The 20,376-nt window shown below is 69.4% G+C and carries 18 protein-coding genes and 4 pseudogenes; 10 read left to right on the plus strand and 12 right to left on the minus strand.

The window, feature by feature from the left end; translation table 11 throughout:
- Positions 1-90 precede the first annotated feature (90 nt).
- The 10 genes from ALI22I_RS53350 to ALI22I_RS08735 all read right to left on the minus strand — a co-directional run bounded on the left by ALI22I_RS53350 (position 91) and on the right by ALI22I_RS08735 (position 10,374).
- Complete coding sequence (locus tag ALI22I_RS53350) at positions 91-651, minus strand: RHS repeat-associated core domain-containing protein (protein WP_238598222.1); 561 nt, start codon at positions 649-651, stop codon at positions 91-93.
- 29 nt (positions 652-680) lie between these two features.
- A complete protein-coding gene (locus ALI22I_RS08705) occupies positions 681-2,504 on the minus strand; it encodes an ABC transporter ATP-binding protein (protein WP_202970878.1) in 1,824 nt (607 codons plus the stop codon).
- Positions 2,501-4,351, minus strand: a complete 1,851-nt coding sequence (locus ALI22I_RS08710; RefSeq protein WP_202970880.1) for an ABC transporter ATP-binding protein — start codon at positions 4,349-4,351, stop codon at positions 2,501-2,503. The genes ALI22I_RS08705 and ALI22I_RS08710 overlap by 4 nt, the downstream gene beginning before the upstream one ends.
- Before the next feature lie 809 nt (positions 4,352-5,160).
- Positions 5,161-5,544: a hypothetical protein gene (locus tag ALI22I_RS48930; protein WP_143532073.1), complete on the minus strand. Its 384-nt coding sequence runs from the start codon at positions 5,542-5,544 to the stop codon at positions 5,161-5,163.
- A gap of 132 nt (positions 5,545-5,676) precedes the next feature.
- Positions 5,677-6,399 (minus strand): hypothetical protein, encoded by a 723-nt coding sequence (locus ALI22I_RS54570; RefSeq protein ID WP_274522772.1) that lies wholly within the window; start codon positions 6,397-6,399, stop codon positions 5,677-5,679.
- Positions 6,378-6,947: a hypothetical protein gene (locus tag ALI22I_RS54575; RefSeq protein WP_274522773.1), complete on the minus strand. Its 570-nt coding sequence runs from the start codon at positions 6,945-6,947 to the stop codon at positions 6,378-6,380. The genes ALI22I_RS54570 and ALI22I_RS54575 overlap by 22 nt, the downstream gene beginning before the upstream one ends.
- A 535-nt stretch (positions 6,948-7,482) precedes the next feature.
- The gene (locus ALI22I_RS08720) at positions 7,483-8,073 is read right to left on the minus strand and encodes a superoxide dismutase family protein (protein WP_077004957.1); all 591 of its coding nucleotides are present in this window, start codon (positions 8,071-8,073) and stop codon (positions 7,483-7,485) included.
- 254 nt (positions 8,074-8,327) lie between these two features.
- On the minus strand, positions 8,328-8,513 hold the full coding sequence (locus tag ALI22I_RS08725) for a hypothetical protein (RefSeq protein ID WP_077004958.1): 186 nt from the start codon (positions 8,511-8,513) through the stop codon (positions 8,328-8,330).
- A gap of 80 nt (positions 8,514-8,593) precedes the next feature.
- Positions 8,594-8,911: an integrase core domain-containing protein gene (locus ALI22I_RS08730; protein ID WP_202970882.1), complete on the minus strand. Its 318-nt coding sequence runs from the start codon at positions 8,909-8,911 to the stop codon at positions 8,594-8,596.
- 146 nt (positions 8,912-9,057) lie between these two features.
- Positions 9,058-10,374 (minus strand): ferredoxin reductase family protein, encoded by a 1,317-nt coding sequence (locus ALI22I_RS08735; protein WP_077004960.1) that lies wholly within the window; start codon positions 10,372-10,374, stop codon positions 9,058-9,060.
- 601 nt (positions 10,375-10,975) lie between these two features.
- Between ALI22I_RS08735 and ALI22I_RS08740 the strand changes: the two genes are divergently transcribed.
- From ALI22I_RS08740 to otnI, 10 genes and pseudogenes are all read left to right on the plus strand, one after another.
- Positions 10,976-11,155 (plus strand): LacI family DNA-binding transcriptional regulator, encoded by a 180-nt coding sequence (locus ALI22I_RS08740; protein ID WP_202970884.1) that lies wholly within the window; start codon positions 10,976-10,978, stop codon positions 11,153-11,155.
- Between the two features lie 170 nt (positions 11,156-11,325).
- The gene (locus ALI22I_RS08745; RefSeq protein ID WP_143532074.1) at positions 11,326-11,553 is read left to right on the plus strand and encodes a hypothetical protein; all 228 of its coding nucleotides are present in this window, start codon (positions 11,326-11,328) and stop codon (positions 11,551-11,553) included.
- 79 nt (positions 11,554-11,632) lie between these two features.
- Positions 11,633-12,697 carry a tyrosine-type recombinase/integrase gene (locus ALI22I_RS08750; RefSeq protein ID WP_077004962.1) on the plus strand — a complete coding sequence of 355 codons (1,065 nt, stop codon included), beginning with the start codon at positions 11,633-11,635 and terminating at the stop codon, positions 12,695-12,697.
- A gap of 63 nt (positions 12,698-12,760) precedes the next feature.
- Positions 12,761-13,801, plus strand: a pseudogene (locus tag ALI22I_RS08755) (tartrate dehydrogenase).
- Between the two features lie 79 nt (positions 13,802-13,880).
- Positions 13,881-14,806: pseudogene (locus ALI22I_RS53355) on the plus strand (FAD-dependent oxidoreductase).
- A gap of 60 nt (positions 14,807-14,866) precedes the next feature.
- Positions 14,867-16,315, plus strand: a complete 1,449-nt coding sequence (locus ALI22I_RS08770; RefSeq protein WP_077004963.1) for a four-carbon acid sugar kinase family protein — start codon at positions 14,867-14,869, stop codon at positions 16,313-16,315.
- On the plus strand, positions 16,315-17,178 hold the full coding sequence (locus ALI22I_RS08775) for a class II fructose-bisphosphate aldolase (protein ID WP_077004964.1): 864 nt from the start codon (positions 16,315-16,317) through the stop codon (positions 17,176-17,178). Before ALI22I_RS08770 ends, ALI22I_RS08775 begins: the two co-directional genes overlap by 1 nt.
- Before the next feature lie 164 nt (positions 17,179-17,342).
- On the plus strand, positions 17,343-18,053 hold the full coding sequence (locus ALI22I_RS08780) for an aspartate/glutamate racemase family protein (protein WP_077004965.1): 711 nt from the start codon (positions 17,343-17,345) through the stop codon (positions 18,051-18,053).
- Positions 18,054-18,068: 15 nt separating this feature from the next.
- Positions 18,069-18,354 (plus strand): annotated as a pseudogene (locus ALI22I_RS08785) (aldehyde dehydrogenase family protein); the annotation flags it as partial.
- 258 nt (positions 18,355-18,612) lie between these two features.
- A complete protein-coding gene (otnI, locus tag ALI22I_RS08790; RefSeq protein WP_077005004.1) occupies positions 18,613-19,428 on the plus strand; it encodes a 2-oxo-tetronate isomerase in 816 nt (271 codons plus the stop codon).
- Between the two features lie 353 nt (positions 19,429-19,781).
- Here otnI and ALI22I_RS48940 read toward each other — a convergent pair whose 3' ends face one another.
- Together ALI22I_RS48940 and ALI22I_RS55075 are read right to left on the minus strand one after the other, a co-directional pair.
- The gene (locus ALI22I_RS48940) at positions 19,782-20,135 is read right to left on the minus strand and encodes a cupin domain-containing protein (protein WP_077005005.1); all 354 of its coding nucleotides are present in this window, start codon (positions 20,133-20,135) and stop codon (positions 19,782-19,784) included.
- An 81-nt stretch (positions 20,136-20,216) separates the two neighbouring features.
- Positions 20,217-20,291 (minus strand): annotated as a pseudogene (locus ALI22I_RS55075) (lyase family protein); the annotation flags it as partial.
- Positions 20,292-20,376 lie beyond the last annotated feature (85 nt).

The following is a 20,376-nucleotide window of genomic DNA, read 5'->3' on the forward strand; positions in this document are numbered from 1 at the left end:
ACCTGCGCGTTGGGCTGCTGCGGGTTTCGTACTCGTTGATCAGGCCGCATGGCCGACTTTAGGCACCCCACAGGGCGTGACAGGCTCTCCTCACGAGGAGCGTTGCCAGCTCTCGTACTTCGCGATCGCGGCGGCCAGGTCGTCGAGCGGCTTGCGGTCCTCTTCCACCTCGGCGGAACCCAGCGCGTGCAGGTCGCGGGCGCCGTCCAGGGCGGCAGCCCGGAAATCGTCCGCTGTGGACACGTCGACGACCTGCCCGTCGTGCCTGGTCTCGACCTTGGCCTTCTTGAGGGCGAAGGCCAGGGTGAAGGTCGAGTCCGCTTGCTTCCAGCCCTGCTTGGACGTGCCGTCCTCCATGCGCGGGGTGGCGCGGCACAGGGCGAGGCCGAACGGGTCGGCCCAGCTGAAGGGGTTGGGCACGTACCAGTTCGGGTTGAGGCCGCCGGCCAGGCCGAGCGGGTCGATCGAGGCGTACCGCCCGGCTTCCGGGTCGTAGTGGCGGAAGTAGTTGTGGTGCAGGCCCGTTTCGACGTCGTGGTACTGGCCGGGGAACCGCAGCGGGCAGCTCGCGCCCGGCGCGGGGCCGTCCGGCGCCTGACCCCACAGGGTGGTGCGGGCGCGCCACACCAGGTCGCCGTTCGGGTCGATCATCTCCGCCGGGGTGCCGGCGATGTCGGTGATCAGCGCGTAGAACTGCTCGTGTAGGCCTCGGCCTGCGTGCGGTACAGGTCGGCGTAACGTCCGCCGCGGGCCAGCAGTTCGTCGTGGCGACCGGCCTGGACGAGCTCGCCGTGGTCCAGCACGAGGATCTGGTCCGCGTCGGCCACGGTGGAGAACCGGTGCGACACCACGACGGTCACCGCACCGGTTCTGGCCGCCAGTTCGCGGGCGCGGGCCATGTAACGGGTGAAGATGGCGTGCTCGCTGGGGGCGTCCAGGGACGCGGTCGGTTCGTCGAGGACGAACAGCAGCGGCGCGGGGCGCATCGAGGAACGGGCGAGGGCCGTCTTCTGCCACTGGCCTTCGGACAGCTCGACGCCGCCGAAGTCCTGGCCCAGCTGGGTGTCGAGGCCGTGTGGCAGGCGGCCGAGGAGGACGTCCGCGTCGGCGGCGCGCACCGCCTCGCCGATGCGTGCGCGGTCGTCGATGTGCGGCAGGTCGCCCAGTCCGACGGTGGTGGCGAACGTCGTCTGGAAACGCCCGAAGTCCTGGAAGGCCGCGCTGGTGCGCTTCCGCCACTCGTCGGCGGGCAGGTCGTCGAGGTTCGTGTCGTCGACCCTGATCGTGCCCGAGCCGGGCGAGTAGAACTTGCACAGCAGCTTGACCAGGGTCGTCTTGCCCGAGCCGTACTCACCCACGATCGCCACCACCGAGCCCGCCGTCAGGTGGCAGCTCACGTCGGTGAGGGTCGGGCGATCGGCACCGGGGTAGGTGAAGCCGACCCGGTCGAAAGTGATCCCGCGCCGCAGTGCCGCCGGAACGGGCCGGGTGCCGCGCTGCGCCCGCGTGGCGGCCACGTGGTCCCGCAGCCACAGGTAGGGCTCGATCACACGGCCGCTCGCCGTCGAGTTGTTCACGTCGCGCAGGGTGTCCTGCACGGACTGCCGCAGGGTGAGCGCGACCGTGACGGCCAGGACGATGTCTCCGACGGTGCCCGTGCCCGTGGTGGCCTGCCGGATCACCAGGGCGAGGCCCGCCGTGAAGCCCGCCGTGAACAGCGTCCAGCCGGCCAGCTTCCAGCCGGCGGCCCGCACCCTGGCCCGCAGCCGCACCCGGAAGACCTCGTTCCACGCCGCCACCTGGCGGTCCACGACCTCGTCGCCCGCGCCCGCGATGCGGAGTTCCTTGCTCGTGGCGGGTTTGGTCGCGAGACGGAACAGGTGGCGCTGCAACCGGAAGTTCTCCGCGGTCTCGGTCTCGGCGGTGTTGACCGCGCGCTGCCCGCGGCGGTCGCACCACAACGGCGCGGCGGCGCACGGCAGCAAGGCGATCAGCCACGGGTTCGTCGTGGCGAGCAGCGTGACCAGCACCGCCAGCCTGATCACGTTGAAGCACGCTGCCACCGCGCCCCACATGCCGAACACCAGCTCCCACGAGGCACCGCGCAGCGTGGTGATCCGGTCCAGGACGTCGGGCCGGTCCAGGTGGTCCATGCCCGGCAGGCCGACCAGGTCCGCGTGCAGCCGGTGCTGCACGTGCAGGAGACCGACCCGTTCGATGAGCACGATCCACAGTCCGCCGTTGAGATCGCTCAGGTAGGTGCCTGCCGCGAACACGGCCGCGGCGGTCACGGCGCCGATGACCGCGGCTGTGGGGTCGGCCGCGATCACCCCGTTCACCGCCATCCGCAGGGCCAGTGCGCTCGCCGCGACCACGACGACCTGTCCGGCGTAGACCGCCAGCAGGCCGGAGGTCATCGCGGGGTACAGCCGCCAGGAGAGCGCGAGCAGCTCCGCCCACAGCCGGACGTACCGCTTCACCGCAATCGGCTTCTCCGTGCTCACAGCAGTTCGCCCTCCTCGACGCGGTCGTCGAAACCGCGCTTGAAGCGGTCGGCCTGGATCTCGAAGAGCTCGGCGTAGTCACCGCCGAGCGCCATCAGCTCGTCGTGGGTGCCCGACTCGCTGATGCGGCCGTCGCGCAGCAGCACGATGCGATCGGCCTGGCGCACCGTGGAAAGCCGGTGCGAGATCAGCACCACCGTCGCGTCCCCGTGACGCGCGGCGAGCCGGTGGAAGACGTCGAACTCCGTGCCGACGTCCAGATGTGCGGTGGGCTCGTCGAGCACCAGTACCTTCGCCCCGGTCCGCAGCGCGTACAGGGCCCTGGTGAGAACGAGCTGCTGCCACTGGCCTCCGGACAGGTCCGCCCCGCCGGCGCGTTCCCGGCTCAGCGGCGTCGCCCAGCCCTCCGGCAGCCGGTCGAGGACCTCGGTGAATCCCGAATCGCGGGCCGCCGCTTCGATGGTGGCCTGATCACGTGGTGCCGCGGCGTTGCCCAGCGCCACGTTGTCGGCGGCGGACAGGTGGTAGCGCACGAAGTCCTGGAACACCACCGAAACGCGCTCGCGCCACACGGCGGGATCGAGATCGGCGAGGTCGGTCCCGTCCGCGGTGACCCGGCCGGAGGACGGCGGGTAGAGCCCGGCCAGCAGCTTGATCAACGTCGACTTGCCCGCCCCGTTGAGCCCCACCACGGCGAGCAGCTCACCGGGCCGGATCTCCAGGTCCAGCCCGTCCAGCACCTTCCGCTCGCTGCCGGGATAGCTGAAGCCGACGTCCTCGAACCGCACGAGCGGAAGCGCGCTGATCTTCGCCGGGGACGTGAGGGCCGCGGCGGGCGCCGGTGTGCCCGGCAGCTCCTCGCGCAACCGCTCCAGTGCCTTCAGGACGACGAGAGCACCCCTCACCTCGCGGCTGTCGGCACCCGCGTACCCGAACATCGCCGAGCCCGCGGCGAAGACCGCGGTCGCGACGGCCACCGACACGGCACCTCCGGCGCCGGCCAGGGCGACCATCACGTAGACGATCGTCAGCGGCAGGAGCACCAGGAGGAACCTCCGCCACTGCCCGCGCATGTTCTCCACGCCGACGGCCCACACCGGTTCGAACATCGACCGCACGTGGGCGGTGACCCGCTCGACCGCCCAGCCGCCGAAGCCGAAGACCCGCAGTTCCTTGCCCTCCGCGGGGGCGAAGATCGCGTCCGCCCATACCTCCGCGCGCCGGCCCTGGTCGGTGCCGCCCAGCCACTTGTCGTACCACCGCATCGCGTTGCGCCGACCGATCATCGTGTGCGCCACGACGGCCGCGAGCAGCAACGGCAACACCCACCACGAGAACGCGACCAGCACCACGCTCAGGCCCACCAGACTGACACCGTGGGCCAGCAACTTGAGCTGGGTCAACGCGCCGTCCGCCGGTGTTTTCTCCGTCCAGTTGCCAGGATCGGCTCTGGCCTTCCACACCAGGTTTCGCACGTCCTCGCGTTCCAGCGTCGCGAACGCGGGGCTCGTCACCGCGAGCCGGGCGACCTCCGCCCGGTGTGCGCCGTCGATCCGCGCGGTGGCGAGGAAGAACAACGGCTCCTGCACCACCTCCAACGCGTGCCCGAGCAGCAGCGCGGCGCCGAACACGACCAGCGGAACCGCCGCGCTGGCCAGGAAGTCCGCGTTGGGCCCGTCCGCGACCCGCCCCACCAACATCGCCATCGCGACAGCGGAGACAGCGGGAACAAGGCTCGCGGCGACGGTCACCACGACGATCACCAGAAGCAGACCGGGCCCCGCCCCGGCCATGACGCGCAGCAACAGGGCACGCTCTCGGAGCGCGTTGTACATCTCAACCCTCACCTGTTGATTCGATTGACATCGACGACTGTCATGCAGGTGCACGGTATCGTCGTCGCAGTTTCCGGAAATGACAAGGCGACACCATCGTCGCGTTTGATTCGAATCCGCGGTGCAGACGACTTCGTCAAGAGTGAGCTGATGGCAAAATGTCGCAACGTCGTGGACACCGACACTGTCTTCTCGTCCCCAGAATCAGGTGTGCTCCACGAGCCATGTTGAGTCGAAGCGCTTCACCTGTCTGGAAGGTAGTCCTGCACTTTCGCGCCTGTCAACCCGTTTCTACGGCTGACGAACACTCGCCTCGCGCCGGCACTCCGGGTTTCGCAGGCTCTGGGAAGAACGGTGCGCCGGGCCCCACCCGTTTGAGGAGTGGTAAGAGTGAATTGAAGCTCGGCAGCACGGTGGTGTACTCGGTGCCGGCACCGAGCGCTTGCGGTACCAGCGCACAAGCCCGAGGTGGCGAGGGCACCGGCATCGGCTTCTCCGTGTCCAGCACGGACAATCCGTTCGTCGTCGCGACGACGAACGGTGTTTCGGGCCCCGCCAGCCGTCATCTGCCGCGTCGCTCGCGCAGCGCAGCATGAGATACAGCGCCGTCTCTTCACTACAACCACCGCCGCCCACCAAGCCCGACAACTCACACCGCCACGACCGGACCACCCAGTTCCGCAGTGGAACCGCACGTCGGTACGTCGCCGACAAGGCCTCGGCGGCCTGATCAACGAGTACGAACCCGCGGCAGCCTAACGCGCAGGTCAGGCCGTGTGGCCGACTTTTGGCACCCCACACGACTCTGTTGCCCAATTCGGCTATGCGGCGAGGTCGAGCCTGGCGAGGTGGCTGGTGCTTCGCTGGTCGGTTGATTTGCCGCTCCACCATGCGTCCAGGCGGATCAGGTTGAGGGCGGTGGCGGTGAAGACGTGGGCGAGGCCACCACCGCGGTCTGCTCGGGCACCTCCGGCCACGGGCAAGGCTGGACCGACATCACCTGCTCCTCCCGCGACCGGAACCGGCGCCGGCCGCAGTGGATCATCATCCACCGAGGTGATCACGCCATAGGAACCGCCCGTGACCAGCGCATACTCAATTGGGCAACAGAGTCTCACACGGGTGCCTCGGTGTGGGGCCTGATCGGTGCCGGGCTCGCCCTGCTGTTCGTCAGCGCGCTCCTGTTCCTGCCGGGACGCCGCCACAGGGCTCCTGGGAGGGAACGGCTGAATTTGAGCGAGAGTGGTCCCGGTTCGGCGAACCGGGGACCACTCTCGCTGTTGCCCACTTGGATCGGAGCGGCTGCGCCGGACTGTGAAGTCCGCCCGGGACAGCCGTCAACCCACGACGAAGGTCCTGATGCTGAGGGCCGGCAGCTGGGAGTCGAAGGAGCCGTTCGACATCGTGATGGTCTTGTCTTGAGCGAGGGTCCGTGCCCCGGTGGTCACCCAGGTCGGGATCGTCGCGGAAACGATGTCCCGGATGGTGAACGGCTGGTACACCGCCGATGAGTTCTTGTTGATGGCGACGATGACGATCTTGGACCCGCTCTTGAACGCCGTGATGTAGACGTTCGACTGTGGGTTCGCGGTCGCGGTGATCCGAGAGTAGCCGGGGCGGACCCACGTCGAGAAGTGGGCCATGTTGGCGCCGCGCTTGCTGATTTGCCCGTTCTCGCGCATCGGGCCGTACGAGCGGCGGATGTACCACCACACATAGGTTTGGAACCGGCCGTGGACCAGCGCGCGGTGGATGTGCTCGCCCACGTCGAGTGCCTGCGGCCAGAGGTCGGCCGAGTCGGTGCTGTTCGGGTGGTAGACCTCGGTCATCCACAGCTCCTTGCCGCCGCCCTTCTCGCGGAAGAGCGGGTAGGGGAAGTCCTCGGGCCTGGTGCCGTAGAGGTGGGCGCCGATGATGTCCACATTCGCCAGCGCGACAGCGTCGTTGAGGATGGGGTCTGAAGTGCTCTTGCGGTACTGGAACGACTCGGGCGCGATGACCCTGGTGTTGATCGAGCCGGCGTTCTCGCGCAGGAACCTCACCATCTCGCCGGGGTCCACGCCGTCCAGTCGTGCGCGTAGTCCGGCCCGTTCTGCACCGAGATCCCGTACAGGTTCACTCCGTTGTTCCTCATGAACGTGGAGAAGTCGTTCAGGTGCTGCGCATAGGCGCCGTAGGAGTCGTAGCGCAGCCGCTTGCCACCGGAGAAGGTCTCGGTCATCGAAGCCGGCGGGTCCCACGGCGAAGCGAAGACCTTGGCCCCGAGCTCACCGGCGCGCTTGGCCGTAGCGACCTCGCGGCTCCAGTTGGCGCGGTCCTCGGGAACGGGGATGCGCAGCACGGTGAAGCCCAGCTGCCCCGCGCCGTTGCCGAAGGCCGTCTCGCGCTGGGCAGCGGTGAGATCGCCGATCCAGCCGGGGTGGTTCATGCCGCCGAAGCCGAGGATCGTCTGCTGCACGATCGACGGTTCGACGACCACCCTGGTGGTCTGCGCTGAGGCAGGTGTCGCCACCGCCAGCACCGGCAGCGCCGCACCTGCCGCCAGCAATGACCGCCGCCGCAGCAGCCGCAAACCTGAGTCCTCGGATTGGTTTCGACGTGGTGCCATGGTTTCTCCACAAGGTTGATCTTGTTCGGGGTTGGCCGTCGTTGGATGCCGAGGAGGCGGGGCGGGGCTGACGGGTTCTTGCCGTTGGGGTGCTTCCGAGGCAGGGCGATTGCGCAGTCGGTTAGCGCATCGCCGACCAGGAATCTGTGGCGTGAACGGGTGCCGCTCGAAAAGTCATCGCTGCCGGTCACGCGACATGTCTGTACTCGTTGACGAGTCCGCTCAGGATCCGGGTGCGCAGCAGCCTGCGGTACCGGAATCGTGCACCGTGGTTGCGTGCTCCCGGGCCTCGGGTGGTAGTTGGTCGCGGGCTCGGTGGGGCCGATGCTTGTCGTAGTGGTTTTCGTAGGCCGCGAGGACCCGACGCGCGTAGGGCTCCCCCATGACGAGGACGTGGTCGAAACCTCGCGTCGGATGCTGCCGAATTGGGCTCGGGCTCGAGGCTGAGGACGTGAAAGCGCCGTCCGCCGGGCGACATGGCGGACGGCGCTGCGCCTGCTCGTTCCACAGGGGAGAAGCGGTGTGAGGAGGCGATTCAGAAAGTGTGCGTCAGACAGGCCAGCCGGTCACCCGCGGTGCCCGCCTTCCCCGGCTCGGTGTGCGTGTGCGTGGCGTGCAGGACGATCGCGTTCGCGTCGCCCTTGCGGAACTGCCAGTCCACGGTCGCCGACGAGGTCGCCGACCCCTTGTCGTCGGTGGTGAAGTCCAGCCAGATCTCGTTGTCCGGGCTCGCGTACTTCGGATCGACCGACGGCGACACCGGATCCTTCTCGTTCTGGTAGTGCGGACCCGCGTCCGCGGGCTTGGCGCCGCAGACCTTGGTGTGCACGTGCGCCCCGTACGCGGTTTTCGGCGGCAGGCCGGTGACCGTCAGAGTCACCGCGGTCCGGCTGTTCGCCACGGTGGCCGAGGTGGCCAGTTGTGCGCCGACCGGGACTCGCTGCGTGTTGTAGGTGATGGCCGCGGGTTGGTCGGCGGATGCCGCGGGTTCGGCGACCGGGGTGCCCGGCACCGGGGTGTCGGCGGTGGTGGCAGGCGCCGGGCTCGTGGCGTTGCCGGAAGAGCAGGCGGTGAGGCCGCCTGCGAGCAGGACAGCTCCCATGAGGACTGTCGCCGTCGTGCGCATGCTTCTCCTTGCGTTTCTCGCGTGAACTCATTGTCTTAAGTGGACAGTAGTCGAATGTCGCGTGCGAGCGATTTCTGCCAAGAATCGGCGGAGGAAGTTCCGCGAAGTTCTGATCGTGGCGCGGCCTCAGCTCGAACCGGCCGACCAGGTTGTGCGCAGCCGAAAGCCTCAACACACTTGGCGCGCCGACTTCAGTCGTCGCTTACGCAGGCCGCGGGCTCGCTGACGAAGTCGACCTGCACTCGTCCAGGGCCTCAACGAGGCGACGCCGGGGCGAACCGTCCCGGCCTTGTCTCAGTTACAGTCACGACGACCATCTGCTTGGCCTCGGCCAGGTCGATGGCGGCGATCGTGTTGCCGGCCGGCACCAGTGCCCGCAGGCGGGTCAGCCGGGCGTTGCGGTTGCGATCACCCCGGGACACGCCGCTACCGTTGCCCATGAACGTCCTCCTCCTGCGATGGGATACCAAGCCGACAGCGCATCAGGAGGTGTCAATCCCCTCAAATCGTGGAGACGGTGTTATGCCACTCCGGCCCTGAGCTGGTCCACTGACGTTGCCCGTGCTCGTGCCACCTCATGCTCGAACGGGATCGGAGCCAGACCGTCGTTGGCGCTGTGTCTCCGGGTGGTGTTGTAGAAGTCCGCGATCCAGGTCGCGACCTTGATGCGCGCCTCGGCGCGGGTCCGGAAGTGCTGCCGGTGCACGAACTCGACCTTGAGCGTCGAGTTGAACGCCTCGGCCGCGGCGTTGTCCAACGCGCATCCGACCCGACCCATGGACTGGATGACGCCCAGGGCTCGGCAGGCGGCGGCGGTCGTCGCGGCGGTGTATTCCATGACCGTCGACACCAACTCGGCTTCGTCGCCGACGACCGGCCGCAGGCTGCTTTCAGGGATGTCCGTCGGAACCGCACGGTGGGGGGCGGCGGGGCGAAGCCCGCGGATTGCGCTGAGGCTTCGATCGCGCCCGTCGCCCCCGCGCGTCAGGCCAGGCCGAACCGCTCGGCGTGCACCTGCCGGTGGGGAACCTTCAGCCTGCGCAGGGCGCTGAGCACGGTCGAGGTCATCGCGGGCGGGCCACAGACGTAGACGTCGCGTTCGGTTATGTCGGGAACCAGGGCGAGGAGGCTGTCGGGCTCGAACGGCGGGTTCGTCTCCCCCGTGCGGCCGGTAAGCAGGTGCAGCCGCCCGCCGCGGTCCGCGATCAGGGCTCGTACCTCGTCGACCAGCACGGCGTCGTTCTCGCTGCGCACCCGGTAGAGCACGACGACGTCGTCGCCCGGTTCCTCCTCCAGCAGGGCTCGGACCGGCGTGATCCCCACTCCTCCGGCGATCAGGAGCGCACCGGGCCGCGTTCGGTGCAACGCGGTGAATGCCCCGTACGGCCCTTCGATGAACGCGCGGCTCCCGACCGGGACGTGCCGCAGGCCGCCGCTGGCGCTGCCGACCGCCTTGGCGGTCAGGCGCAACGTGCGGCCGTCGGGTGCCGCCGACAGCGAGAACGGATTCGCCAGCCACCAGTGGTTGTGCCCAGGGAACCGCCAGATGCAGAACTGGCCGGCCCGGGCGGGCAGCCTGTCGAGGTGACGGCCGGTGACGCGCACCGACACCACGTCGTCCGACTCCCGCACCACCTCCGCGACCCGGAACCGGTGATAGGCGTTGCGCCACAGCGGCAGGACGATCCGCCCCGTGACCAGGGCACCGAACGCGAACAGCCACAGGGCCCACCAGTAGATCTTCGCGGGCGCGGAATAGCTGAACGTCGTGGTCTCCTGCAACTGGTGGACGAATGCCAGCCCCAACGCCAGGTACAACAGCAGATGCAGGCCGTGCCAGATCTCATACCGAAGCCGCCGTCTGACATTCCGGCCGGACACCGCGGCGACCACGACGATGATCGCCGCGGCTCCCATCCCGAGCAGCGAGGCGGGCACTCCGGCCAGTGAGAAGAACGTCGTCGTCATGGACGCGTTGTCCAACGTCGCGTAGCCGAGCACCACCAGCACGGCGTGGGTTAGCACGGTCCACAGCAGGGTGAAGCCGACCCACCTGTGCCACACCGTCAACCGATCCATCCCGATCCGCCGGTCCAACCACGGCAGCCGGGCCACCAGCAGCAACTGGAACATCATGATCAGCGCGGCGTGCACGCCGAAGAACTTGGCGACGGTGAGGACCTCGTTCTTGCCGGCGCCGGCGGTGAAGAACAGGACCTCGACGATCGCCACGTTGACGATGACAAACGTCCACAGCGCCCAGCGCGCCGCAACGACCGGAGGTATGGTGCCTGTCCGCACCTGTGTACTCGTCGCCTCCACCGCTTCCCCTTCATATGTCCATGTGACACGTTCGCGCCCGACCCCGCGAGGTCGCGAGGACCCGAGCGTCCTGATCTGGTACGGCCCCGATCGGGGCAGAAAAGGGAACTTGACGTAACGAGGGCTCTATTTGGCCTCGGCCGTTCTTGTTCCACGATCGGCACGCTGGTCGAGCGGACCACACCGTGTCTTACAGGCTTGCATTCCGACCCTTCATCACCGGGCACAGGATTCCCTGCTCGCGGAGACCTCTGACGCCCTGCCGACCGCCTGCGCCGGCGCGCTGCCCTGGGCTGTGGTGAACACCCGCCCGTTCAGCACCACGGTGGCCACCCGTACCGGGGCCGACCGGTCGCGGCCTGGACGGCCGTACCGAGGGAGCCCACTACGGGGCGCCCACCCCGGCCGCGGCCAGGAACGTACGCCGGTGCAACGGGCCGCCCGCGGATGCCGCGGAGGTGCCGCCGTGAACATCTGGCATCTGATCACTCCTCACCCGGCGGCGGTTCCGGCCGCTGTCGCCGGTAGGTTGAGTGATTAACGTCTTAACCACAAGCCGTCACAGGCTGTTGGGGAACACATGAGAAGCTCGCGTGTCTGGCAACGCCCCACGCTCGGTGCCGTGGCCGCACGGGCCGGGGTGTCCACGGCCACGGTGTCGAACGCGCTCAACGGCACCGGACGGCTGTCCGAGACGACCAGGCAGCGCGTGCTCGCCGCGGCACGCGAACTCGGTTACGCCCCGGCCGTCACGGGTTGACCGGCAGTCTCCACCGCAACGGCTGGAATCCCAGCCCTCCGGATCGGTGGTGCTGTCGTGACCGAGCGCCCCGTCCCTTGTTCGTTCCGCCCGCCACCCGGCTGAGGTCGACGCTCGCACCGCCGCCGGCGGCGGTGTTGCCCAGGTTTGAAGACGACCATGGTCTGCGGTTGGCGATCGCCCGCATCGACCACTCCGGCCGGGTCGGCGACCGTCGGCTGGCCGAACTGCTCGGCTGGCGGCCCGGCGGTCGGCACGACGTCAGGATGCTGCCGGACGGCGCGATCGTGTCGCGCACGCTGCTGGTGCACTCGACTTCGATGGTCGCGTCGCTGCTGTTCCGGCACTACGCCGCTCAGGGGGGTGTTCCATGCTTGACGAGGACAGGATCGAGCTGATCCGGCGTCCCTCGCGGAGCTGGACGTCTCGTGGTCTGATCTGCTGCTTCAGAACACGGTTCCGACTGTCGCCGAGTACATGCCACGGGTCGTGGCGGCCGCGTCGGTCGGGCAGGTGCGCAAGTACGCGGTGCACTGGCGCCGGGCCGTGGCCGCCTTTGGCGAGCACCGGATCGACGCAGTCACGGTGACCGACGTGCTGGCCTTGCAGCAACAGGCGACCCGAGAGGCGCAGGTGCGCTCGAACCACCGCAAGGGACGGCACGCGGGCGAGAGCGCGGTCCAGGCGATGCGGATGCTCTTCCGGCTGGCCGCCGCCGACGGTCTGCTCGGGCGCGGCGGCAATCCGGCCCTGGCGGTGACGTTGCCGCGTCGACTGCCCAACGTCCGTCGGGCGTTGACGCGCAAGGAGGTGCGCTTGATCAACGAGGTGGTGGTGGCCACCAGCCGGGACGCGGTGCTGGACGCGCTGTTGCTGCGGCTGCACACCGAGACCGCCTGCCGTCGATCTGGGGCACCGGGTCTGCGGCTGATGGACCTGGACACCGAATCGTGCGCGGTGCGGCTTCGCGAGAAGTTCGGCACGGAGCGCTGGCAGCCGGTCAGCCCGAGCCTGGCCGAGCACGCCGAGGCCCGCGGGGTGCGAGAGCCCGAGGAGCGGTTGCTGCGGCACGCGGACGGCACACCGCTGTCCGGGCGCCGCTACGACCTGCTCTGGAAACGGGTGAAGAACCACCTGCTCTGGGCGGCGAAGCTCGGCGTGTCCATGCACTGGCTGCGGCACACCACCCTGACCTGGGTGGAACGCCGCTACGGCTACGCCGTCGCCCGAGCCTATGCGGGACACACCGACACCAAGGGCGGCTCCACCCTGACCTACATCAAGGGCATGCCCCAGGACGTGGCGCGAGCCTTGTCGGCGTACACCGGTGAACCCCATCCGCTGATGGGGCTGGCGGTAGTGGCCCGACTGCCGGCGGACGGCGGAGCGGGCGGGAGCCCTGGTGCTCGATCTGGAACCGAACGCCGAGTTGCGCATCGCGCTGATCAGCCGCCGCGGCCCGCTGTCCCCGGCGGCGATGGCCTTCCTGGACGGAGCGCTGACGGAACCGCGATAAGGCCGGCTTATAAGGCGGCCTTATAAGGCACATCGGGATTGTGTCTTGGACGCGCTGCCCGGCCCGCTGCTGCAATCGACCGTATGACGATCCAGAACCACCGCATCGCCCTCATCCCCGGTGACGGCATCGGGACCGAGGTCCTGCCGCCCGCCCGGCGGTCCTGGACACCGTCGGCCGCCGCCACGGAATCGGCTTCTCCTACACCTCCTACGACTGGTCCTGCGAGCGCTATGTGCGCGAGGGCTCGATGATGCCCGAGGACGGCTTGGACCGGCTGCGCGAGGCGGACGCGATCCTGCTGGGCGCCGTCGGCTACCCGGGCGTGCCGGACCACGTCTCGCTGTGGGGGTTGCTGATCCCCATCCGCCAGTACGTCAACCTGCGGCCGATCCGGGTCTTCGAGGGCGTGGACAGCCCGCTGCGCAGCGCCGCCGCGGGCGAGGTCGATCTCGTCGTCGTGCGGGAGAACGTCGAGGGCGAGTACAGCGAGATCGGCGGACGGCTGAACCACGGCACGCGCGAGGAACTGGCCGTCCAGGAGGCGGTGTTCACCCGGGCCTGGTCACCCGGATCGCCGACTACACGTTCTCGCTCGCCGCCCGCCGCCGAGGGAAGCTCACCTCCGCCACCAAGTCCAACGGCATCATCCACACCATGCCGTTCTGGGACGAGCTGATCACCGAGCGGGCCGCCGCGCACCCCGGTGTCACCTGGGACCAGGAGCACATCGACGCGCTGGCCGCGAAGTTCGTCCTCGACCCGCCCGCTTCGACGTGGTCGTCGCCTCGAACCTCTTCGGCGACATCCTCAGCGATCTCGCGGCCGCGGTCGCCGGCTCCATCGGCATCGCCCCGGCGGCCAACCTCAACCCCGAGCGGGACTTCCCCTCGATGTTCGAGCCGGTGCACGGCTCCGCGCCCGACATCGCGGGCCAGGGCATCGCCAACCCACTGGGCGCGATCTGGTCCGCGGCCCTGATGCTGGACCACCTCGGCCACCCCGAGGCCGCCCAGGACATCACGGACGCGATCGCCTCGGTCCTGGCCAAGACCGATATCCGCACCCGTGACCTGGGCGGAACCGCGACCACCACCGAGTTCACCGACAAACTGATCGAGCTTCTCTGACCGTCCCGGCCCTTCGGAACCGCAGCCGAGTACACCGCCGTACCGGGATCTCGAGCCGGAACTCCGAGACAACGGACGGATGCGAGCTGTGGGCCCCTCAGGGCCCGGCTCCCGTCCAAACCACCTCGAATCGAACAGCCTCACGTCGAGGGCACAGCATGCGCACCGGCGATACGAAAGGAAAGTCCTGTGTCAGCTGAGAGGAAGCGCGTCGCCGTCGTCGGCGTCGGAACGATGGGCAGCCAGGCCGCCTGGCGGCTGGCGGCTGGCGGCGCGGGGCGCCGAGGTGGTCGGCTACGACCGGTTCGCCCCCGGCCACGACCGCAGTGCCGCCGGCGGCGAGACCCGGATCTTCCGCAGCGCGCACTTCGAGGACTCGCGGTACGTCCCGCTGCTCAAGCACGCCGACGTCCTGTGGGAGCAGCTCCAGCGGGAGACCGGCCATGAGCTGCGCCGTCTGACCGGGTGTCTGCTGATGGGGCGGACCGAGCACCACCAGATGGCCACCGTCCTGCAGTCCATCGCGGAGCACGACCTCGACCACGAGGTGCTGGACGCGGAGTCCCTGGCAAACGCTTCCCGCAGTACCGCATCGAGGACGGCGACGCGGCCGTGCTCGACCGCCGCGCCGGCTTCATCCGCCCGGAGTTGACGATCCAGACCGCCGCCCGCCGCGCCGAGCAGTTGGGCGCAGTGATCCACCGCTACTCCACGGTCCGCGAGATCGTGCCCGTCGCGAACGGCGTCGAGATCCGCACCGACGCCGGCAGCGAACGCTTCGACACCGCCGTCGTCACCCCCGGCCCCTGGGTCAACGACCTGCTGCCCGACCTGCCGTGGGAAGTGGAAGTCCGCCGCGACCGACATCGCCAAGGAGACCCTCGCCACCCGACGCGGAGTCGCCGAACCCTTCCTGGAGAAGGGCCTCTCGCCCGCCGACACCCTCGCCGAGCTGCTCCGTCCCGACGTCGTCGCGGGACCCGGTCAAGCCCTGGTGTGACGTGATCAAGCGCGACCTCGACTGACGTTCCCCCTCAACCACTCGTAACAGGTCAGGAATTCGCCATGTCTCGACCTCTCCGTGCCCAGACGCGGCCCGTCCCCGAGGCCGCAGTGCTGGAAGGGCTGCCTCCAGTCCGCGAGGTGAGCGCCGCGGAAGTGGCCGCCCGCATATCCGGTGGCCCCCGTCTCGTCGTCCTCGACGACGATCCGACCGGCACCCAGACGGTCGCCGACGTGCCCGTCCTGACTTCCTGGACGGTGGACGACCTGCGCTGGGCGCTGCGCCAGGACAGCGCCGTCTTCTTCGTCCTCACCAACACCCGCAGCCTGTCCCCTGAGGACGCCGCCGCCCGCAACCGCGAAGTGGTCCGCGCCCTGCACGCGGCGTCGGCGGCCGAGGGCACCGGTTACGTCCTGGCCAGCCGTGGGGACTCGACGCTGCGCGGCCACTTCCCGCTGGAGACCGATGTCCTCGCCGAAGAGCTGACCGAGATGGACGTCGGAGCTCCGGACGGAGTGGTACTGGTCCCCGCCTACATCGAGGCGGGCCGGCTGACCGTCGGCTCCCGCCACTGGATGCGGACCGCCGACGGGCTGCTCCCGGTCGGCGAGAGCGAGTTCGCCCGCGACGCCACCTTCGGCTACCGCAGCTCCTCGCTGCCCGAGTGGGTCGAGGAGAAGACGGGCGGACGCGTGCCTGCGGACGAGGTCCTGCGCATCACCCTCGACGACCTGCGCACCGGCGGCCCCGCGCACACCGCGCGACTGCTGTCCTCACTGCGCGGCGGACGCACGGCCGTGGTCGACGCGGTGTGCGACGACGATCTGCGGGTGCTCGCCCTGGCCCTCGCAGAGGCGGAGGAGAACGGCACGCGGCTGCTGTACCGGGTCGGGCCGTCCTTCGTCAGGGCCCGCGCCGGACAGGCGGCGCGGGCACCGCTCACCCCGGCGGAACTGCGCCCGCTGCGCGGGGACGCACCGCACGGTCTCATCGTCGTGGGGTCTCATGTCGCGCTGACGACACTGCAGTTGGACCGGCTGCGGGAGCGAGGCGGGATCGCCGAGTACGAGCTGGACGTGGCCCTCCTGCTCGACGAGGAGCGGCGTGACGCCCACATCGCCGAAGTCGCGACTGCGGCCGCCGGCGCGCTGGACTCGGCCGACGCCGTGATCCGCACCTCTCGCGTGCTGGTGACGGGTGCCGACGCGGACGACAGTCTGGCGATCTCCCGCCGGGTCTCCGCCGCGCTCGTGGAGGCCGTGCGCCAGGTCAACGCCACCCGGCGGCCCGCTTTCGTCGTCGCAAAGGGCGGTATCACCTCCAGCGACACCGCCACCCATGGCCTTCAGATCCGCCGTGCCTGGGCCCGGGGCACGCTGCTCCCCGGCATCGTCTCACTCTGGGAGCCCGCGGACGGCCCCGCGGCCGGCATCCCCTACATCGTCTTCGCCGGGAACGTCGGGGGCACCGACGCGCTCGCCGACGCCCTCGACCTGCTGAGGAGTGCCTGATGCTGCTGCACGGAACCGATGCTTTGAAGGAGGCCGCGGCCACCGGTCACGCCCTGCCCGGGTTCGTCGCCTACAACCTGGAGACGGTCCAGGGCATCACGGCCGCCGCCGAGGCCGCCGGACGGCCGGTCCTCATCCAGGCGGGCTCCAGCCCCTTCAAGCACGCCGGGCGCGACGCCCTGATGCGGCTGGCGCTGGACGCGGCCGGACACTCCGCCGCCCGCCTCGGTGTGCACCTCGATCACAGCCGGGACCTGGACGAGATCATCGCCTGCCTGGAGGCGGGCTACACCTCCGTCATGGTCGATGGCTCCCATCTGCCGTTCGCCGAGAACATCGCATTGACGAAGGAGGCGGTCCGGCGGACTCGTGACCACGGTGCCTGGGTGGAGGCCGAGCTCGGTGCCCTGCCGGGCGACGAGGACGTCTCCACCGACGCCGTCGCGCAGGCCGCGGCGATGACCGATCCGCAGCAAGCGGCCGAGTTCGTGGCCGCGACGGGCGTGGACGCACTCGCCGTCGCAGTCGGCAACGTCCACGGCTTCACCAAGCACCCGGTCCGCCTGGACCTGGAGCGGCTGGCCGCGATCCACGAGGCCGTACCGGTCCCGCTCGTCCTGCACGGCGCCAGCGGTCTGCCCGTCGAGGAGCTGCACGGCGCCCTCGCCCGAGGCGTCGCCAAGGTCAACGTCAACGCCGAACTGCGCCGCGCCTATCTGGAGGCCGTCCGCGTGACCATCCCGTCCGCGTTGCCCGGCTCCGACGCCGTCTCCCTGTGGGCGGCGGGCCGCGTCGCGGTCCGGGACGCCGCCTTGGACGTCATCGGTCGCCTGAGCCCCCGCGCCGAGGAGGGAAACCCGTGACCTGAGCTCAGCCCCGCTGAACCCGAGCCGCACCACACCGGCGGAACACAAGACCGTCGTACGCCCCCGGCCGTGCGCGTTGCGCGCGGTTCGCACCGCTCTGTCTCGCGCTCTCGTGCCCTCCTCGGCACGCGGGGCCTATACCGCATCCTGTTGGAGCCACCATGTCCACCACTGCCTCGATCGCCGTGTTGCACACCAGCCTGCTGTTCGTCACCGTCGATCCGGTCATCAACGACTGCCTCGCGGAACTCGCGCCCGACGCCAAGGTCCTGCACTTCGTCGACAGCGACGTGCTCGCAGCCGTGATGCGCGACGGTGGGATCTCGCCTGCCAGCACGCAGCGCATGGTGCACCTGGCCCAGGCCGCGGAGTCCGCGGGGGCCGACGTCATCTTCTCCGCCTGCTCCTCGGTCGGTCCGGCCATCGACGTGGCCCGACGCCTGGTCTCCGTCCCGATCGTCAAGATCGACGACGCGATGACCGCGTCAGCGGTCGAAACCGCGGACGCCGTCGGCGTCCTGGCGACGGTCCCCACGACGCTGCCGCCGACCCGTGCCCTCGTCGAGGAGAAGGCCCGGGCGGCCGGTCGCGACATCACCGTCCAGGAGCGGCTGTGCGAGGGCGCCTTCTCGGTGCTGATGTCCGGTGACCGCGACCGCCACGACGCGATGGTGCTGGACGGGGCGCGGGCGCTGGCCACCGAGGTCGACGCGATCGTGCTGGCCCAAGCATCCATGGCACGGCTGGCTCCCGCGATCGCCGAAGCCGTCGGCAAGCCCGTGCTCTCCAGCCCTCGCAGCGGAGCGGAGAACGCGGTACGTGTGCTGCACGAGCAGACGGCTGAACCTGTCCATGCCACAGAGAGTGCCTAGGCGGACCGCAGGACCGAGGAGATCTTCGGTCCGGTGGCTCCCGTCATCCCGTTCGGCAGGGAGGAGGAAGCCGTCCGCATGGCCAACGACACCCCGTGGGGTCTCGCGGGCTACCTGTTCACTCAGGACGTGGACCACGGCTTCCGTGTGGGCGAGGCCCTCGAAGTCGGCATGGTCGGCCTGAACACGGCATCGTGTCCAACCCAGCCGCGCCGTTTGGCGGGGTCAAGGCCTCGGGTCTGGGCCGTGATGGCGGCCGCGTGGCATCGACGAGTTCCTCGAGTACAAGTACATGGCGGTCCGCTCCGGGCATAATCCGCCGGCTGCGGCCGAGATGGCCAGAGCCCTGATCCCTCAGGGCCTGAGCGGGGCATTTGGCGCTGCTCAGGCCCTGAGTTCGGGGCATCCTCGACGAGCAGGCGGTCGACCGTTTCGACCCGCCCCGGGCGTTCAGCACGTTTCCCGACCTCGCCGTCGGAGCCGCAGCGGTGCTCACCACCAAGAAGCACGTCGTCAACCACTGACCGTGGCCGTCCCCGGCCGGAACACAGGAGCCAGCATGCCGAGGTTCGCAGCGAACCTGTCCATGATGTACAACGAGCACGATTTCCTCGACCGCTTCGCCGCGGCCTCGGCTGACGGCTTCCAGGCCGTCGAGTACCTCTTCCCCTACGCGTACGACGCCGCCGAGCTGCGCCGCCGGCTCGACGACCACGGCCTCGAGCAGGTGCTCTTCAACGCACCTCCCGGAGCGTGGGAGTCCGGAGAGCGCGGGATGGCGGCACTGCCCGGACGCGAGGCGGAGGTGCGTTCCGGGGTCGACCGGGCGCTGGAGTACGCGGCGGCGCTGGGCTGCCCGCGGGTGCACCTGATGGCCGGGCTGGTCCGACCGGACGCGACACCGGTCGAGCGGGCCAAGCACCGCGACACCTACCTGACCAACCTGGCCTGGGCCGCGGAACGGGCCGCCGCAGCGGGCGTCGACATCCTGATCGAGCCGATCAACGGCCGCGACATGCCCGGATACTTCCTGAGCACCCAGGCCGAGGCCCACGCCGTGGTGCAGGAGGTGGGAGCCTCGAATCTCAAGGTGCAGCTCGACCTCTACCACTGCCAGATCGTCGAAGGCGACCTCACTGTGACCCTGCGCCGCGACCTGGCAACCGGCCGGGTCGGTCATCTGCAGATCGCGGGCGTGCCCGACCGGGGTGAGCCCGACCGGGGTGAGTTCAACGTCCGCCACCTGCTCGACGTGGTCGACGAGCTGGGCTTCGACGGGTGGATCGGCTGCGAGTACCGCCCCCGCGCCGGCACGAGCGAAGGTCTCCGCTGGCTCAACGACTACCGGAGCCACCAAGGGGAAAGCGGATACTGATCCACCTCGCCGCCGCTGTCTCGGTCGAACGCGAGGCCGACTTCGACCTCGCTGCCGCTTGCGAGGCGTTGGAGAACCGGCGGCGCGCTTCGCCACTCATCGCCTGCGGGGCCGCGGGCCACGGAGGGACCCTTCGATCTGGGACTCTCCGTGCGCCCGCCTGCTTTCTGCGCGGCGACGCCGAGCTGTACGGATGGGACCGGGCGGCAGCCGCCGGTCTCATCGCCGCATACCCCATCGCTGAGCCGGATTTCCGCCACAGCGCGGTCCTCAGGCCGTCGAGGACATGTGCCTTCTGGGCAGGTTGCCCTCGCGGGAGGTCTCGACGACGACAGTGCCCTGAGGCATCGGCGTTACGACACGGTCAGGTAGATCTTGCGCACGGTTTCGATGGTCTTCCAGACACCGACGAAGCCCGGCTTCATGACAAAGCTGTCGCCTGCCTTGTAGACCACCGGCTCACCACCTTCCGGCGTGATTTCGACGACGCCTGAAAGGATGTGGCAGAACTCGAAGATCTCACCCTTGATCGAGCGCGTCTCGCCGGGCGTGGCTTCCCAGACACCCGTATTGATCGTTTCCCCGCGGGCGGCGTCCTGGGCCCAGGTCTTGTAAGTCGGGTCGCCGGAAATCAGGCGCTCCGGCAGCGGGCCGGACTCGCGGGGCGTGAAGGAGGGATTGGTATCGATGGTCTTCAGGAGCGACATGCTTTCCTCTACTGGTTTGGGAACGACGCAAATCTGGAGCGGACATACCTGCCCGGTGGTGGTGACGGCGTGCCGATCACCGAAGGCGACCTGATGGGCGACCTCGGCAATCACCGGATTGCCCTTGCCGGGCATGATGCTCGAACCGGCCCGCACCGCGGCGCGGGTGGTGCGACTGTTGCGGTCCATCGAGTATCTCCGACGCCCCGCACGGAGCCCACGCGCGATCCGTCCGTTGCGG

This window comes from Saccharothrix sp. ALI-22-I, assembly GCF_001984175.1.
In the GTDB taxonomy this organism is placed as follows: Bacteria; Actinomycetota; Actinomycetes; order Mycobacteriales; family Pseudonocardiaceae; genus Actinosynnema.

Coding starts and splice junctions, on each gene's coding strand:
- ALI22I_RS53350 (WP_238598222.1), bottom strand. CDS start 651: ATGATCGACCCGAACGGCGACCTGGTGTGGCGCGCCCGCACCACCCTG.
- ALI22I_RS54575 (WP_274522773.1), bottom strand. CDS start 6,947: ATGGCACCACGTCGAAACCAATCCGAGGACTCAGGTTTGCGGCTGCTG.
- ALI22I_RS08720 (WP_077004957.1), bottom strand. CDS start 8,073: ATGCGCACGACGGCGACAGTCCTCATGGGAGCTGTCCTGCTCGCAGGC.
- ALI22I_RS08725 (WP_077004958.1), bottom strand. CDS start 8,513: ATGGGCAACGGTAGCGGCGTGTCCCGGGGTGATCGCAACCGCAACGCC.
- ALI22I_RS08730 (WP_202970882.1), bottom strand. CDS start 8,911: ATGGAATACACCGCCGCGACGACCGCCGCCGCCTGCCGAGCCCTGGGC.
- ALI22I_RS08740 (WP_202970884.1), top strand. CDS start 10,976: ATGAGAAGCTCGCGTGTCTGGCAACGCCCCACGCTCGGTGCCGTGGCC.
- ALI22I_RS08750 (WP_077004962.1), top strand. CDS start 11,633: ATGCCACGGGTCGTGGCGGCCGCGTCGGTCGGGCAGGTGCGCAAGTAC.
- ALI22I_RS08770 (WP_077004963.1), top strand. CDS start 14,867: ATGTCTCGACCTCTCCGTGCCCAGACGCGGCCCGTCCCCGAGGCCGCA.
- ALI22I_RS08775 (WP_077004964.1), top strand. CDS start 16,315: ATGCTGCTGCACGGAACCGATGCTTTGAAGGAGGCCGCGGCCACCGGT.
- ALI22I_RS08780 (WP_077004965.1), top strand. CDS start 17,343: ATGTCCACCACTGCCTCGATCGCCGTGTTGCACACCAGCCTGCTGTTC.
- otnI (WP_077005004.1), top strand. CDS start 18,613: ATGCCGAGGTTCGCAGCGAACCTGTCCATGATGTACAACGAGCACGAT.
- ALI22I_RS48940 (WP_077005005.1), bottom strand. CDS start 20,135: ATGTCGCTCCTGAAGACCATCGATACCAATCCCTCCTTCACGCCCCGC.